Raw genomic sequence first — 15,703 nt, 5'->3', positions numbered from 1 at the left:
GCTCCGGCAATGGCACAAGACGACGGACTGAGCAGCTGGGACTGGACAGCTGAAGCATACTTCTGGGGCGCTGATCTTGGCGGGGAAACGACGTCAGGTGATGACATAAACATGCCAATTGACGACATCATCGACGATCTAAAATTTGGTGTTATGGGGTCAATATTCGCGGAAAAAGGCGACTGGCTGCTCTTCGCGGATGCATTTTATCTCGATTTGGGGGACTCAGATGACGTATCTGCCAACATAGGCCCTATTGACGTTGATGTGCGCGGGTCTTTCGACCTCAAGGGTTTTTCGAGTACATTCGGCGCTGGTTACAAAATTATGCAAAATGCCGGCACGACGCTTCATGCTGTGGGCGGGGTGAGGTTTCTGTGGCTCGACAGCGAGGTCGAAGTTAATGCAACGGAATCCATCTCTGGGTCACCAATCGATGGTCAGGTGATCACTGACAAAGAGGTAGGCAACAATTGGGATGCGATCATCGGCCTGCGTGGTGTGACCGAGTTAAATGACAAATGGTATCTGTCGTACTATGGAGATGTCGGTGCCGGGAATAGCGAACTAACTTGGCAGGCATCCCTTGCTGCGAATTACCGCATGGCACGTGCAGATCTTGTGTTCGGGTATCGCTATCTCGATTTTGATCTGGATGATTTCGGGCCAATCGATGACTTGAACTTGGGTGGGCCTTTTGTCGGTGTTAAGGTCTCGTTCTGAGACGAGGGCGTGCGTCTTGCTCGACGTTCGTTTGACGTCAGTTTACGAATGCTCAAAGGGATAAGCTAATGGCGCACTATCCGGCGCCGCGTGTTTTACCGCAAAGCAACTGATATCCATTCAAAGCTTTACGTGGGACCCAGTAAACACTTGCCGCAAGGCTTAGTAGATAAGGTCGATCAAGTCGGGAGAAAGAACTTGCGCAAGACCGCAGTCAAAAGAGTTGTATTTTGTTTTTCGCTGCTCGCGGGATCGGCGTCTGCAGATAGTCAGTTTCTTTCACTCGCTCCAAGTTATCTGCCAAATTACTTTGGCTTGGGCATCGGGAGCTATCCTGATTACATCGGCTCTGACGACAGTGCTGTTGGAGTGGCGCCTTTCGGACGGTATTCTTTTGGCACGCAGCGATACATTGCGCTTGAAGTCAACTATGCTTCGATGAATCTTGTCGAAGACCCAAATTGGCGCTTCGGTCCTGCTGGCATATTGCGGCTTGCTCGCGATGATGTCGAGGATGTCGCCGTAGATCTTCTTCCGAAAATTGATGCATCGGTTGAATTGGGTTTCTTCGGCGCTTACGAACAAGTCGGCACAGATCCGAGAGATCGTTGGTGGGTTGGTGGCAACTTCACGCATGACGTGAGCGGGACCAGCGATGGCTATACCGTAGCGGCGTCTGTGCGCCGGTGGATGCCTATCGGCCGTTTTGCGGCACTTGGCCTCGCCGTTGGCACGACCTACGGATCTTCAGACTTCATGGACACCTACTATTCAATTGGTCCCGAGGGTGCGGCCAACAGCGGTTTGGATGTGTTTAGTGCCGGTTCCGGTGTCCGAGACGTTCGGGTCTCGGCCATTTTCATGCAGCCTGTCAGTCGAAAGTGGGTCTTGGGCGGAGGCTTACTTTACAGCCGACTTTTGAACGACGCAGCAGATAGCCCGATCGTTTCTGACCGTGGGGATAGAAACCAGCTGGTATTCGGTATCGGTTTTGCAAGTGGGTTTTGAAACTGTGAAATGAATTTGCAATTTGCGCGCAATGTGACATTGCCCGATGCAGGACTACCAGACGCGACCAAGCGTGTCTGAAGGATACTCTCCAAATAGCGCTCGGTACTCACGCGCAAAGCGACCGCTCGTACTAAATCCCAGTCCGATAGACACGTTTTTTACTGTGTTTTGACTGATAGTCGAATTTAGCAAGTACTCACGTGCAAGAGACAAACGGTGCAACTTGAGATACTGACCTGCTGAAATCCCGAAAACAGCGATAAAACTGTGATGAAGCCAGGTTCGGCTCACACCAACTTCCTCACACAAATTTGCAATAGATACTGCGGCAGGCCCGGCTTTGCGAAGCGCGTCCCGCGCTCTGCTCACGACATACAGTGACCCGCGGTGCGGTTCTGAGATCATCGCTTCGGAATCTGTCGACTGGTTAAGCGCAGAGGCGAGTTCGGAAATCATGTCAGCCTCGAGCACAGGCGGTACAATCAACCTTCCGTTGATAAAGCCAACTTCATCTGCCGCAGCCGTTGCCTTGGTATATATTTTGTAAAGAACTGCAGTGATTGCTGCTCCGTTTGCCAGAGTATGACTGCCAAGGGTCAAGTCGACAAAGTCCACCCCTAGCAGGTTTGCGCATGCTTTGGACAAAACGCTGCGCCTTACACCGAGCGACAAAGTATCACGAGCTGCGGCAGCGGTGAACCATTCCTGCTCCGCATCAAGATAAAATACATCACCTGGGTCCGAAAGCTGCCCCGCCACCCGAAAATCTCCTTTCCAGACGTTCGGGAGCAGAAACATGACCCAGTCTGGCTGCGGCACCATGGTAAAGGCGGACATAGGCGTGAGACGATCACGCACGAGTATAGTGTTCTGGCCCCAAATTTCGATGGATTCATGGTCGAATGGCCCACTGTCAATTTGAACCGCATCGAACTCCACGAAAGGCAAAGGGTCAAAATAGGCTTTAAACCCCGGATTGTTTCTGGCGAACTCATCGAAATGAAGCGAAGTGATAGCAGAGTTTGGCCCGTAAGTTAACATTTTGCACCTCGGTATTGATTGTCGAAGCGTTACAAATGCTGCTTCATTTGTCACAAGGATTTTATTTTTTCGGGTGGAGCGTGACGCTCGCATCTTCGTTGACGCTAGCACTAAAGTCCTTGCGAGAACAATTTGGTGATCGCGCACAAAATAGGAGTGGAGAATGAAGATTCTGTCCGTAAAACTAGCAGCGGCTATGTTGATTGCGATGACGATGCCTAGCTTTCAGGCAACCGCGCAAGAGTCGTCTGAGCTGTCTACTGCGGCACAGGAGTGGGAAGCGACAGGTCAGTACATCACTGTCGATGGACACCGTATTTTCTACCACGACGTGGGCGAAGGGCCCGTTATACTGTTGCTGCATGGGCACCCTTCCTCCAGTTACGATTGGAGCGAAGTTGTCCCGAACCTTACCGAAAAGGCGCGCGTCATCTCATTTGACCACGTCGGATGGGGTTTGAGCGACAAGCCGGTGCGCTTCGGCTACTCGTTGATGGAACTGGCAGACGTCACCGAGGCGCTGGTGGCAGAACTTGGAGTAACCGAGGCACATGTCGCAAGCCACGACATTTCGACAAGTGTCCATACGGAACTGATGGCTAGACATCTTGAAGGCAGCCTGGGCTTCACAATTCTGTCCAGTACGGTCTTCAATGGCAGCATACTTCAATGGGTTTCATCGGAACCAGACGAGCAAAATCTTGCACAGCACAACGAAACACTTTTTGAAGCGATGCGCCAGATGGAGGCAATGGGTCCCGAGCTGCCCGGAATTCTTGACGAAATCACGCTAGGAAATCTGAGCGAAGACAGGATTTCAATGATGGTAGAGTTGTTGCTGCGCGACAACGGGTTGCAGCGGCTTCCGGCCCAGGCTGTCTACATGCGGGACCGCTATGTGCATTCGGAACGTTGGGTGGGGGCCATGGAGCAGATTTCGCCCTTGCGGATCGTCTGGGCGTCGGATGATCCTGTGGCAAATGTCGCTATTGGCCGCGAACTTGCGCAGCGTGCCAAACAGGCGGAATACACAGAGATCAAAGGCATCGGTCATTTCCCAAATGCGGAAGCGCCGGAGGTAATAGCTGAGCAAATACTTTTGGGTACAGGCCTTTGATAGAAGAGGCTGATTTTCTGGCGGATAAGGACAAGAACGCCTATGGGCCTTGCCGAATGCGCTCTGGTCTATTTATCCCACCTTTGAGGAAACTCATTATGCACTCTCGTTTTCACAGTCATGAAATAGCCTCTTCCGAAAGCGCATTTGACATGCGCAAACCGACTATCGGAACCGATGATGCTCCACAGAAAATACCTTCGTCTCAGAGTAGTTTGTTCGTATCAGTTATCGCGACTTTGTTCGCAATAACTGCTGGTACAGCCACAGCTAATAGTTTCGCAAGTCCGCGAGATTCTACCAAGCGCATCGAGGCAACCCAGCCAAGAACCGAGACCAAAAACTTCTTCACTTGGGGGGCGCTGGAAAACTTTTACGAAGGCCTTGATGCGCGGCGCGCGGAAACATTCAAGTCGACCGGACTAAAGGTCGGCGCGTTTCACAGCACCCTTTTTCAGTATGCAACGCGATCCTTGCCAGACCAGGACAAATACGGCGTAGCAACCATCACCGGTCTCTACGGGACATGGGATGCTGTTGAGATCGGTGATGCAAGTGCGGGACAGATCAGCTTTGGACTGGAAGCGCGTTGGGGTTACGGCAACACGTTGACGCCTTCAGAACTAGGCATTGCCGGTATTGGTAGTGCGATCGGTACCGCAGACCCATATGGTGCGACGACCCCAACGCTGGTTCTTAGAGAATTGTTTTGGCGGCAAGGCTCGGAAGAGAAAGGCTGGAACTATCGGATCGGCAAGATCACACCTGACCGACTACTTACCGCGTCTGATTACATTGATCCGGTCTCCTTGGGTCTTCCTGTTGGGAGTCAGGGCGCAAGCGCGATTGCTTTTCCTGACTCGGGGCTAGGATTTGCGGCAGGTTGGTTCCCGAGCAAACGTTACAGAGTTGGCATCGTCGTGTCCGACGCCGCCGGTGATCGCACTGATTTGGGTGATGTCGGTCAAGGGAATTTCTTCAAGGGGATCGAGTTTCAAGCACAGCTGTTCCCTCTTACCGAAAAAGCCGGGTATTCGTCGCTTGCGATTTGGCATACCGATGGCACGGACGACCCATCAGATGCATTGGACTCGAGCACTGGTGAGGATGGCTGGGGTTTCTTTGCCAAGTACGAACAAGAACTCACGCGGGATGGAAAGAACATATTCATCGCGAGATATGGTAAATCCTATGACGACGCAGCAGTATATAAAGAACAAGGTTCTATCCGTTATGTCAGGATTGATCCACCAGATCCGTTTGGCCTTTCCGACGACAGGTTTGGTATCGCTGCAAGTTTCGTCGACCCGCTGCTGAACCCGCTTGACCGGGATGAATGGGGCATCGACGCGTTCTATAGGTTCAACCTGTTTGAACGTGTTGAAGCATCATTTGGTTACCAGGCCATTTTTGATCCCAGCTTCAATCCGGATGACGATACGATCAGCGTGTTTAGCTTTCGAATTTCGCAGTTTTTTTGACTGGCAATGTGCTGTGGCTCTTTTGCGGCGCAGCGCACGCTTTTCCCAACACAAATGCCTTTCAGCTAAGGAGACGATCATGAAAGACTTGAGAACGGGACTTGCTGGCAAAGCCGAAGGTTCACGGGTCGGCTTCAACCGCCGCAGTTTTATGATGATGACAGCTGCAGGTGGGGCATCGATCGCCGCGGGCTCCATTCTGCCGACGAGTGCGAAAGCACAAATTGATCCCTCGCAGATCAAAGCATGCGTTTTCGACACCTTTGGAACCTTGTTGGATTGGCGAGACTCAGTTGCGCGCCAGATGCAGGCGTTTGCTGATACCAAAGGTGTGGAGGGAGACTGGTTCGATTTCGCCGATCAGTGGCGCGGGTATTACTACCGACTGACGGCTGAAATCGGCCAATATAAGATGCAATATATGCCAGTTGGATACATCCACCGGATCGGCCTAGAAGAACTGTTGCCTCAGTTCGGCTTTAAAGATGTGACCGAAGAAGAAAAATTCGAACTCAACAAGGTATGGCACCGTCTTGAACCCTGGCCCGATACGGTTGAAGGTCTGCAACGGCTGAAATCCAAGTTTATTATCAGCCCCCTGTCAAACAGCGACTTCCGTATGATGGTCGATATGAGCAAATACGCGGGATTGCCTTGGGACGTTGTTATGACGGCAGAAGATCCTCAGGCTTACAAGCCTGATGTTCGTATGTATCTGCAGGCACCGGCGAGATTAAAGCTGGAACCACAGGAAGTATTGATGTGTGCCGCACATCTTCTCGACCTAAAAGCCGCGGCTGTTGGCGGTCTTCGCACTGCGTTCATCGCACGACCGAATGAATATGGAGCCCCGCCAAACAAGTATTACACAGCGGAAACCGAAGCTGGGCCCGATGTCGACTTCGCTTCGACAAGTGTGATTGATTTGGCCGAGCAGCTCGGGGCTTGATCACTCGCTCCGGGACGCTTTATCCATTTGAGTAAACATAGGTCGTATAGGCGGGGGCGGTGTTTTGGGTACCTTAAGAATACTTTTTTCCACGTTTGCCGCTCTCGTTCTGGCCTACTCCATGCTTTGGGGATCGCTCGCGATCTGGTTCAAGGTGCCGGGGGCATCATGGCAAAAATACACTTTGATTGCCATCTTCCTGCTGCCGGGCTTTTTCGCACTGGTGCATCTATATTCCCGAAAAACGCTCCTAAGTCTCCTTGTCTACTTGGCCGGCCTCGGCTTAGTTCTGATCTGGTGGCAAACGCTCCAGCCACCTTCCGAAGGTGATTGGGCCAAAGAGCTTTCGCGTCAGGTCACAGGACAAATCGAAGGAGATATTCTCACGCTCGACAATGTCAGAGCCTTTGAATGGCGCACGGCAGAAGATTACGATCAAGCATGGCTGCGCGAAACCTATGACCTTACAAAACTCGAAACACTGGATCTCTTCCTGTCGTATTGGGGTGACCCCCGTATGGCACACTTTATGTTGAGTTTCGGCTTCAACGACGGCGAATATCTCGCCTGGTCCATCGAGGTGCGGCGCACAAAGACAGGTTCTTACTCCCCTGTCGCTGATTTCTTCAAGGCCAACCCGCTGGTCATTCTTGCCTCCAAGGAATTCGATGTCGTCGGTATGCGATCGAATATTTGGAAGAATGATGTGCACATATTTCGCTTGGATGTTCCAAAGGAGAGGTTAAAGCCACTACTTGAGGTGTATGTTGCCGATGCGAACCACCTCGCCGAGACCCCTGTGTGGTACAACTCAATATTTACCAATTGCACCACCGTAATGACAAGAACGACACGAGCGCTCGGGATTAAGATACCGCATGATTGGCGTATAATCGTAAATGGTTACCTGCCGGAATTCCTACATGAACAAGGTTATTTGAACGCCAATTATACGATCGAAGAACTGAGGGAACGCGGTCGTATTGCGGATCGTGTTGCCGTTTCCGGCTTAGGAAAGGATTATTCCCGGGCTGCGCGTGAAGGCGTCCCGTCTCCTTGACCCGGTGATACGTACTACGGCTTTTGCAGTCTAGGAGAATCGATTTCAGCCCTGGGTATGTGTATGATCGGCGGCCTCAGTATTGCATGCTATTAGCATTACATATGCAGTGCCTAGAAATTGCGCGGTTAGCAGCTTCTTTTTCCGGCAGCTATTCATTCCGCTGCACGGGTTCCTTGCGCACTCTGGCATTCACGGACAGATGCCACCGCTCTATGCGTGCCAGTCAGCACCATCGAAAATGTGGCTTCTTTTGAACCAGTGATCTTCACCTGCTCATACCGGGCAAACGCATCTGCAAATGCAGGATTGTTGAAAAAGGCATAGCGCCCCGGCACACCGTTGCGGTATTTGCCGACTGCCTCTCCGGCAAATATCTCTTCAGAAAAATCAAATTCGACCAAGCCCTTCTGACCGTCGTCAATCTCAGTCCACGCTGGATTGTAAACAGCGAAATAGCCTCCCGCACCGCCATTTTCAAACCCGATAAACACAGTGGATTGATCGTCTGTCGTACGAGTGGCATAGCAGCTATTTTTAGCTGCAACGTCGATAAGAATATCCCAGCTCTCAGCGCTTCCCCAGACTTTTGTCTCAGCACTTACGTGTCCAGATACAATGCAAAACGCGAGACCTATCGATTGCCAGCCTGGAACCATAAAGACTTTCCTACTCGAGTGTATTGTCAGCCAGCATTAGTTTCACCCATCAATGAACTCACCGCTACCCACAACTCAAAAAGCGGTCCCCGGACCGCATGCATCATCTGTATTCGGCTCATGCAGACATAGTTTAATCGAAATTTTCCAGCGAGTCATCGGCGTTGCCGTTAGATCAGACTTGCTTTTTGGAAAACAACGTTGCTCGGGTCAGTAGTCTCCGCTTTTGAAACGCTAGACTGCATACTGTGTTACCTGATGCTCGCAAGAAACTTAGCCATCCTCTAACGCATACGCCATGCATGCAACGTCACGAATCACCGATACCGTTGATCAGCCATCGATAACGCACCCTGCCGCAGCGCGGCATCGGTCTTGACAGGCTTGCAAATACCGACAAACAAACGGCGATTAATCTCATTGCGCTTGATGAGCAATTTGTGACTTTTTGAAATCCTTGATGTACGCTCAATCAAAAGAAATCGCCTTTAAGATGATGGTTTGAAACAGATTATATCTGTTTGCTCCATACTCCGAAGTGATAACAAACGGTGGGACAATTTTGCGCTGGTTTAATCTATTGCTAACGGCTTTTTGCGGGGTGGCCGTCATTGCGACAGCCCTCATTTGGGCTGTGCTACAGTCAAGTTTTTTCAACAGTTTAAGAAGCAGTCTGATTGAGGGCTTTCTGAGTGACTTGTTGCAGCTTGAAGTTGTCGTGCACGGCGATGCGCGAGTTGATCCTGGACTGACGTCTGTTTTCACACTCACCGATGTTTCCATTCCGAGCGCCTCAATAGAAGGTGTTAAGCTCGCAGAACTCTCAGAAATGTCGTTGCAGTCAGACACCTTCGAACTCCTATTTGGCGCCCCAGACTTTTCTGCACTAAAGGTATCTGGTTTGACCGTGAATCTTTTGACGACAGAAGATGGGCGTAGAACATCGCCTAACGTCATAGCCGGTGAAGCCGCGGCAAAGACCATGACAAGCGCGGGTCGTGGAGAAGACATCGCCTCAACCGCCGCAAGAGCGACAGAACAAGCATTTCGCATTAAAAAGTTTATGAACTTCATTATTGCGCGATCCGAAGAATTTATCGACATCAGCGTGCTGATTGACAACAACCAATCCGGTTTCATTTTTGATTTCGAGCTTTCGGAAATGGTCTTCGATTACCGAAAGCAGAAAGAGCGCTTATATTTGACAAGCCTTGGCACAGTAAATGGTGTCAGCTTTGGTGTGACAGGTGATTACACTCGGCACGGTCCGTTTGAGACATCTTTTAATTTCGGAGACATGATTCTGACATTCGCGGGTCACGAAAATCCTATTGATGCGTTAGAAGGATATACTGGCCAGATCGACTTCCAGGCCGGTGAAATTGCCGACCTACTCAATGTATTAAAATTGGACGGAGAAATTAGCGGTGCGCTGCAGTTGTCCTCGCGAATTGCAGAAGTAAATGGTGTCACCAGAATACAAGACCTCGTGACAACCATTGATTTTAGTTCCGGCAAGCAACTGCAGGCATCGGGAAGTATTGACGATCTTGAACGCTTCACGGGTGTCGACATTCAACTCTCGGGACGTTTTTATCCTGAAGGTCAGCCTCCACCTACAGCGACACGTCTGGCGGACTTGAAACTCACGGATTTTCGCGCTCGCTTCGAAGGAGGGCATCGGGCGCTTAAGGTCGAAGACGCTAATTTCCGCACAAACGCTTTCGAAGAGACAATCGACGAGTTCGGTCCGATTGGCATTGGACAACTCCGACGATCGACTGAAGGCGAACTTGAGCTTCTTGATATTACGATTCAGGCTGGCCCGCGAGATGCTCCCTTCATCCGTGCAAAGGGAGAACTGCGTGACGCGCTAGAAGCGAAAGACTTTGATATTGACGGACAAGTCGTTGCACCAGTCAGGTTTCTACTTCCTGATCTTGACCCAGCATTGGCCGATCAGTTTGGTGGAATAACAGGCGCGTTCAACTTCAATGATAAAACTGGCATGCCGAAACTGTCTGCGTTTCGTTTGCAAACCAATAATACCGATTTGTGGTCGCTCGACGCCTTTGCTTCATCACGAGGGGACCCTGGAGCCCAGCATATCCAGTTGGATCTAAAGTCCGGCATAAATGACACGCGCACCTTTCTTCGCGGATTGGGCTTGAAGGAAATTGATGTGTCGCCAGTAGAGCTAAATATTCTGTCAGAGTTGAGCAAGTCTGGCTTGGACGGTGAATTAGGTTTAAATTTCAAAGCCTCTGACCTCGCAGCTTTCTTTACGTTCGGACCGGCTACACAAGGTCACGCATTGTCTGGAAGCATTGAAAGCAAGGAGCTAAAGATAGCGGATTTGCGTGATGTTGTCGCTATTGCTGTCGAACTTGGCAAATCGAATTTACTAGTGAGCGGAAAGGGTCGATCAGCAAACAACAAAAGCGCAATCGTTGATGGCATTGAAGTGCAACCGCTTGTTCTGCCCGAGAAGGAACGTACGCTCGAGAACCTTCTCGCCGAAGAAGGAGTGCAACCTCTTGTATTACCGGAACCCACACTCGAAATCCTTCTGGCAGAAGAAGGAACACAGCCTCTTGTATTGCCGGAACCCACGCTAAGGGATGTAATCTCGGTAGATAAGTTATTGCGCCACTCAAAACTGGATATCGGTATCGAGATCAGCAAGCTTTCAGGAGTGCAGGGGGTAACCAGCATTTCCAGCAAACTTATTGCTTCAGATGGGAAAGCTAACTTTGGTCCCTTTAAGTTAAACTATGGAGGCGGGTTTGTGAACGCTCAAGCCCAGATGGATCTGATCCGAAGTCCCAATATCGTTTTCGTTTCTGGCTCGACTGGAGGTTGGGACATCGGAAAAATTCTGGACTCCGTTGGCGCTGGCATCGATGCCTACGGCATAGTCGATGGAAAATTTAGTCTATCAGGCCGGCGGAGTTCTATTAAGGAGTTTATCAACTCCATGGATGGCACCGTTACCCTTCGGATGATGGACGGTCGCGTCGCAACGAGCCTTTTGGAATTGGCAGGTCTAGGAGTTCTACCTTGGCTTTTCTCCAAGGAGCGCCGTGAGCGGCAAACCCAAATAGCCTGTTTGTCGGCTCCACTAAAGGTGAATATTGGGCGCGTTTCCTTCGACCAGTTTGTGGTTGAGACAAAACGCGTGCAGGTTGTTGCGCGGGGTAGCCTGAACTGGCGTAATGATACAGTCAACATCCGCGCTGAGCCACGCCCACTTGGCAAGCCCTTGTTACGCAGCGCCTGGCCTGTGAACATTACTGGTAAGCTGTCTGCTGCAAACATCAAACCTGAGATCGGCGGATCATTCGCCCGACGGAGCGACGGGGCTGATACCATGCCCGAAGTGCGAAAACCTTGTGTACCTGATATCTTGCAATTGCAATGACAATGCTGTCGTTGCTGGACACATCTTTTTAAAGAATTATGCAAGGCGTCCGCCAATTGTAGGTATGTCCATACTGTCCTTTTCGTTAATATCGAGGTCGACCAATTCCGTGATGAACGTTAGCATGTTAATGCGTTGCTACAAAAAGAACTTCACAAGGAGCATGTCGAATAACTGCGGAAAGGTTGATAAAATTTTCAAAAACGTAAAAACCTTAGTGGAGTAATAGTTTGCTTCAGGAAACGCGTCAGAGATGGCTTTAGCGCGAATTTTATTTGCCGCGAGCGTGTTCGTGTATTTGCTGGCGTTTCCCGCAGGCGCCCAACAAAAGACCGGTGACTGGAAGTATGGCTTAGAAGTATACGGATGGCTGCCGGACATTAGCTCGACTTTGAGCAACGGCGCAGAGTCTGAGATTTCCCAAACCGACATTCTTGAAAACCTCGAATTCGCACTTCAAGGAAACATCTTTGCAACGAAGGGTAACTGGACCGTCTTTGCAGACACTGTGCTTTTACAACTCGGAGCCTATGATGATGCGGACTCTTCGCAGTCATTTGAAACGAGCACGTCACAATCAATTGACGACAGCGTCTCGGAATCGCTAAGCTTTTCCGGGCGGCTGGGACTTGTGAACCTCAATGTAAACGCGAATGCGCGACTCGACATCGAGGGAGATGTCGGCATTCAACTTGACACGTTACTGGATGTCTCCGCAGATGTCAGGCTTCGCTCCGCCATCAGCACTTTTGGGGCCGGATACACGTTCTATAAACATGGCAACACCACTCTGACAGCAATCGGTGGGGTCAGATACCTTTACCTGGATGTTGAAACAGACATTGATGTTCAGGTTGAGCTAGAAGGCGAGCTTGACGCTGATGTCGAGGGCGAAGTCTCCGGTGAGATTGAAGTGGAAGTTGAAACTCCTTTTGGCAGTGGACGGGCCACTCGCGAAGGCGGCACCGAATTCAGCAGAGAATTGAGCCAGAACTTCAGCCAATCGTTAGAGCAGCAGGTGAGTTTCGATGCGAGCGACCGCAACTGGGACGGGATCATAGGCATTCAGGGAGCAACAAAACTCGATGAAAAATGGACACTTCTGTACTACGCGGATGTCGGAACAGGCGACAGTGAGTACACGGCTCAGGCCAGAGTAGGTTTGAGCTATGCTTTAAACAACTTCGACCTTACTTTTGGCTACCGCTACCTTCACTATGAGTTGGATAGTCCGGTATTGGATGCACTGGATGTATCTGGCCCTTATGTGGGTGCACTCTTTCGGTTCTAAGCGATTAAAGGTCTTGTCAGAAGAACTTTGCTTGAGCGGGGCAGGGCGGTTGCATAGCATTTAGGAATAACCAAACCTGCCTCCTTCAAGTACTTCAAAACCAGCCCCGAGATCATCCGCCTGGCGGTGATGCTGTACATCCGTTTCCCGCTTTCGCTTCGGAACGTCGAAGATCTGCTGCACGAGAGAGGCATCGACGTGAGTCACGAAACTGTCCGATATTGGTGGAACCGGTTTGGCCCGATGTTTGCTGCTGAGATCCGAAGAAAGCGTGTTCAGCAATTGAGAGCATATTCCAAATGGAAGTGGCACCTGGACGAGGTTTTCGTGAAGGTGAATGGCAAGCGGCACTATCTTTGGCGGGCTGTTGATCATGAAGGCGAGGTGCTGGAAGCCGTTGTCACCAAACGCCGAAACAAGGCTGCAGCACTGAAATTCCTCAAGAAATTGATGAAGCGGCACGGTTGCGCCGAGGAGGTAGTCACAGATCGCTTCGCTTCCTACAAGGCTGCGCTCAGAGAAATGGGCGCGCTTGAAAAACAACAGACGGGCAGGTGGCTCAACAACCGCGTCGAGAATTCGCACCTCCCGTTTCGACGACGCGAACGCGCGATGCAGCGTTTCAGGCGCATGCGAAGTTTGCAGAAATTCGCCTCAGTCCATTTCTCCATCTACAACCACTTCAATCAGGAAAGATCGCTAACCAGAAGAGACACCTTCAAGCTGACCCGCGCCGCCGCTCTTAGCGAGTGGCGTCAACTTTGTTCCGGATAGGTTCGCGGTTTCCGCGGCAAACTGAGACTGGTTCGAATTCGTCTGACAGCACCCACTCAGGCCTTGTCAGAAGAACTTTATTTGAGCGGGGCAGGGGTGTTGCGTAGCTTTTGCCCATGACCAGACTTGCCTCTTTCAAATACTTTAAAACCAGCCCCGAAATCATCCGCCTTGCAGTGATGCTGTACATCCGTTTCCCGCTTTCGCTTCGGAATGTCGAAGATCTGCTGCACGAGCGAGGCATCGACGTGAGTCACGAAACTGTCCGGTATTGGTGGAACAGGTTTGGCCCAATGTTTGCTGCTGAAATCCGAAGAAAGCGTGTTCAGCAACTGCGCGCATACTCTAAATGGAAGTGGCATGTGGACGAGGTTTTCGTGAAGGTGAATGGCGAGCGGCATTATCTTTGGCGGGCCGTCGATCACGAAGGTGAGGTGCTGGAAGCCGTTGTCACCAGACGTCGAAACAAAGCTGCAGCACTGAAATTCTTCGAGAAATTGATGAAGCGGCACGGCTGCGCCGAAGAGATCGTCACGGATCGCTTCGCTTCCTACAAGGCTGCGCTCAGAGATTTGGATGCTCTCGAAAAACAACAGACGGGCAGGTGGCTCAACAACCGCGCTGAGAATTCACACCTGCCATTCCGACGAAGAGAACGCGCCATGCAACGTTTCAGGCGTATGCGAAGTTTGCAGAAATTCGCCTCCGTCCATTCCTCCGTCTACAATCTTTTCAACCAGGAAAGATCGCTCACCAGCCGAGACACCTTCAAGCTGACACGCACCGCCGCTCTTGCCGAGTGGCGCGAACTTGGTGCGGGATAGGGACAGCGTCACTGGCCTAACAGAGACGAGTTCGAATTCGTCTGACAGCACCAACTTGATCGCGAAGTGGTTGCCAAAGCAGCGGAAAGTCACTGACAGTATAAGTTGAAGGCCCGATGGGCCAATTCGCTGATCAGGAAGGATCCTAATGCCCGAAATATCTTTGAACGAGATCGAAATCGCCACAAAAACAGCACTAGAACGGCATGGTGCTCACTCTTGGATCGCTGCGGAGGTCGCCAAGGCTGTGCGTAAAGCCGAGGCGGTGAACAACAAGATTTGCGGGCTCTACTATCTCGAAAGCTATTGCCAGCAGTTACGATCCGGACGCGTTGATGGAACAGTTGATCCAGTTGTATCGCGGCCCCGCCCCGGGGCCGTTACCGTAGATGCGATGTATGGCTTTTCGCAACCGGCCTTTTCGCGTGGCCTGCCCGAGGCTGTTGCCGCGGCCAGGGAATGCGGTGTGGCAAGTCTTGCCGTAGCCCATGCTCACACCTGCACCTCTCTGGGCTACTTCACCGAACAGATTGCGCGGCAAGGCCTGATCGGTCTTGGCGTGACCAATGCCTCGCCGATTGTTGCGCCCCCCGGCGGCAAGACACGGGTGATCGGCACCAACCCGATCGCCTTTTCGGTTCCAGATGGCTCAGGTGGACTTGCCATGCAGTTCGACCAATCGACCACCACCGTGGCCCTTGGGAAAATCACAATGGCAAAAGCCGCTGGCGAGCAAATCCCCGAAGGGTGGGCCTTGGATGCGGAAGGGCAATCCACCACTGACCCCGAAGCCGCGCTTGGCGGCTCATTGGTCAGCGTAGGAGGCTATAAGGGTTGGGGCTTCGGGCTAATGGCCGAGGTGCTGGCTGCCGGGATGACGGGCAGCGTCATCAGCCGAGATGTCTTACCTCTCAAGGCGCCAGAAGGCCCGCCCCATGATCTTGGGCAATACTATCTGTTGATAGATCCTTGTACTTCGTCGGATTTTTACGAGCGTCTTGGACAAATCGCTGCAGGCGTCGCATTGGACGTAGGTGCCCGGATGCCAGGACAAGGCAAGACGGAGCAAGACCCTGTCCAACTCGAAAGGACGGTCTGGGATCAAACGCTGGCACTGGTTGGAATGCAGTAGTGGCGGTTCAGATATTCGCTATGAATTTTGCTACCATTCGGGATTGACTTGGCGAACGTTCGTTTCGTCCCGCACAGCGGACTTTTGTTGCGTCGGCACTGAGCGGCCGCTACGCGGACAAGGACGAAACCGCTCTCGCGGTATTGGCGCTGGTGGCGTTCGCTGGGCACTGATTGGGGCACAGAGATTTTGTAGATGGGCGCGTCTGCCTGACGATTGG

The 15,703-nt window shown here is 51.5% G+C and carries 13 protein-coding genes; 11 read left to right on the top strand and 2 right to left on the bottom strand.

Annotated elements, in window-relative coordinates; translation table 11 throughout:
• Nucleotides 1-9 precede the first annotated feature (9 nt).
• Nucleotides 10-723 (top strand): hypothetical protein, encoded by a 714-nt coding sequence (locus AVO44_RS08380; RefSeq protein ID WP_205626536.1) that lies wholly within the window; start codon nucleotides 10-12, stop codon nucleotides 721-723.
• A gap of 198 nt (nucleotides 724-921) precedes the next feature.
• On the top strand, nucleotides 922-1,731 hold the full coding sequence (locus AVO44_RS08375; protein ID WP_068335367.1) for a MipA/OmpV family protein: 810 nt from the start codon (nucleotides 922-924) through the stop codon (nucleotides 1,729-1,731).
• Nucleotides 1,732-1,785: 54 nt separating this feature from the next.
• On the opposite strand, the gene AVO44_RS08370 is transcribed toward AVO44_RS08375, so the two are convergent.
• Entirely contained in the window at nucleotides 1,786-2,829 is a 1,044-nt protein-coding gene (locus AVO44_RS08370; protein WP_169794845.1) for a helix-turn-helix domain-containing protein, read from the bottom strand.
• Between the two features lie 109 nt (nucleotides 2,830-2,938).
• On the opposite strand from AVO44_RS08370, the gene AVO44_RS08365 reads away from it, so the two are divergent.
• The 4 genes from AVO44_RS08365 to AVO44_RS08350 all read left to right on the top strand — a co-directional run bounded on the left by AVO44_RS08365 (nucleotide 2,939) and on the right by AVO44_RS08350 (nucleotide 7,382).
• Nucleotides 2,939-3,892, top strand: a complete 954-nt coding sequence (locus AVO44_RS08365; protein ID WP_082677439.1) for an alpha/beta fold hydrolase — start codon at nucleotides 2,939-2,941, stop codon at nucleotides 3,890-3,892.
• A complete protein-coding gene (locus tag AVO44_RS21015; RefSeq protein WP_157769954.1) occupies nucleotides 3,889-5,373 on the top strand; it encodes a hypothetical protein in 1,485 nt (494 codons plus the stop codon). Before AVO44_RS08365 ends, AVO44_RS21015 begins: the two co-directional genes overlap by 4 nt.
• Before the next feature lie 79 nt (nucleotides 5,374-5,452).
• Nucleotides 5,453-6,322, top strand: a complete 870-nt coding sequence (locus tag AVO44_RS08355; RefSeq protein WP_068335354.1) for a haloacid dehalogenase type II — start codon at nucleotides 5,453-5,455, stop codon at nucleotides 6,320-6,322.
• Nucleotides 6,323-6,386: 64 nt separating this feature from the next.
• Nucleotides 6,387-7,382: a lipoprotein N-acyltransferase Lnb domain-containing protein gene (locus AVO44_RS08350; RefSeq protein ID WP_157769953.1), complete on the top strand. Its 996-nt coding sequence runs from the start codon at nucleotides 6,387-6,389 to the stop codon at nucleotides 7,380-7,382.
• 155 nt (nucleotides 7,383-7,537) lie between these two features.
• Here the strand turns inward: AVO44_RS08350 and AVO44_RS08345 are convergent, their stop codons facing one another.
• Complete coding sequence (locus tag AVO44_RS08345; protein ID WP_068335350.1) at nucleotides 7,538-8,041, bottom strand: hypothetical protein; 504 nt, start codon at nucleotides 8,039-8,041, stop codon at nucleotides 7,538-7,540.
• A gap of 562 nt (nucleotides 8,042-8,603) precedes the next feature.
• Between AVO44_RS08345 and AVO44_RS08340 the strand changes: the two genes are divergently transcribed.
• From AVO44_RS08340 to AVO44_RS08320, 5 genes are all read left to right on the top strand, one after another.
• Nucleotides 8,604-11,462 carry an AsmA family protein gene (locus AVO44_RS08340; RefSeq protein ID WP_157769952.1) on the top strand — a complete coding sequence of 953 codons (2,859 nt, stop codon included), beginning with the start codon at nucleotides 8,604-8,606 and terminating at the stop codon, nucleotides 11,460-11,462.
• Nucleotides 11,463-11,715: 253 nt separating this feature from the next.
• Nucleotides 11,716-12,753, top strand: a complete 1,038-nt coding sequence (locus AVO44_RS08335) for a hypothetical protein (RefSeq protein WP_068335347.1) — start codon at nucleotides 11,716-11,718, stop codon at nucleotides 12,751-12,753.
• A gap of 66 nt (nucleotides 12,754-12,819) precedes the next feature.
• Complete coding sequence (locus tag AVO44_RS08330; RefSeq protein WP_068335345.1) at nucleotides 12,820-13,527, top strand: IS6 family transposase; 708 nt, start codon at nucleotides 12,820-12,822, stop codon at nucleotides 13,525-13,527.
• A 116-nt stretch (nucleotides 13,528-13,643) separates the two neighbouring features.
• Nucleotides 13,644-14,351: an IS6 family transposase gene (locus tag AVO44_RS08325; RefSeq protein WP_068335344.1), complete on the top strand. Its 708-nt coding sequence runs from the start codon at nucleotides 13,644-13,646 to the stop codon at nucleotides 14,349-14,351.
• 148 nt (nucleotides 14,352-14,499) lie between these two features.
• Nucleotides 14,500-15,483: an Ldh family oxidoreductase gene (locus AVO44_RS08320; RefSeq protein WP_068335343.1), complete on the top strand. Its 984-nt coding sequence runs from the start codon at nucleotides 14,500-14,502 to the stop codon at nucleotides 15,481-15,483.
• Nucleotides 15,484-15,703: the final 220 nt, after the last annotated feature.

Origin of the sequence: Ruegeria profundi, assembly GCF_001507545.1 — a bacterium.
In the GTDB taxonomy this organism is placed as follows: domain Bacteria; phylum Pseudomonadota; class Alphaproteobacteria; order Rhodobacterales; family Rhodobacteraceae; genus Ruegeria; species Ruegeria profundi.
This window is presented reverse-complemented; position numbering and strand designations above follow the sequence as displayed.

Excerpts from the sequence above, each read along its gene's own strand:
- AVO44_RS08345 (WP_068335350.1), bottom strand. The coding sequence starts at position 8,041 with ATGGTTCCAGGCTGGCAATCGATAGGTCTCGCGTTTTGCATTGTATCT.
- AVO44_RS08325 (WP_068335344.1), top strand. The coding sequence starts at position 13,644 with ATGACCAGACTTGCCTCTTTCAAATACTTTAAAACCAGCCCCGAAATC.
- AVO44_RS08355 (WP_068335354.1), top strand. The coding sequence starts at position 5,453 with ATGAAAGACTTGAGAACGGGACTTGCTGGCAAAGCCGAAGGTTCACGG.
- AVO44_RS08380 (WP_205626536.1), top strand. The coding sequence starts at position 10 with ATGGCACAAGACGACGGACTGAGCAGCTGGGACTGGACAGCTGAAGCA.
- AVO44_RS08335 (WP_068335347.1), top strand. The coding sequence starts at position 11,716 with ATGGCTTTAGCGCGAATTTTATTTGCCGCGAGCGTGTTCGTGTATTTG.
- AVO44_RS08320 (WP_068335343.1), top strand. The coding sequence starts at position 14,500 with ATGCCCGAAATATCTTTGAACGAGATCGAAATCGCCACAAAAACAGCA.
- AVO44_RS08365 (WP_082677439.1), top strand. The coding sequence starts at position 2,939 with ATGAAGATTCTGTCCGTAAAACTAGCAGCGGCTATGTTGATTGCGATG.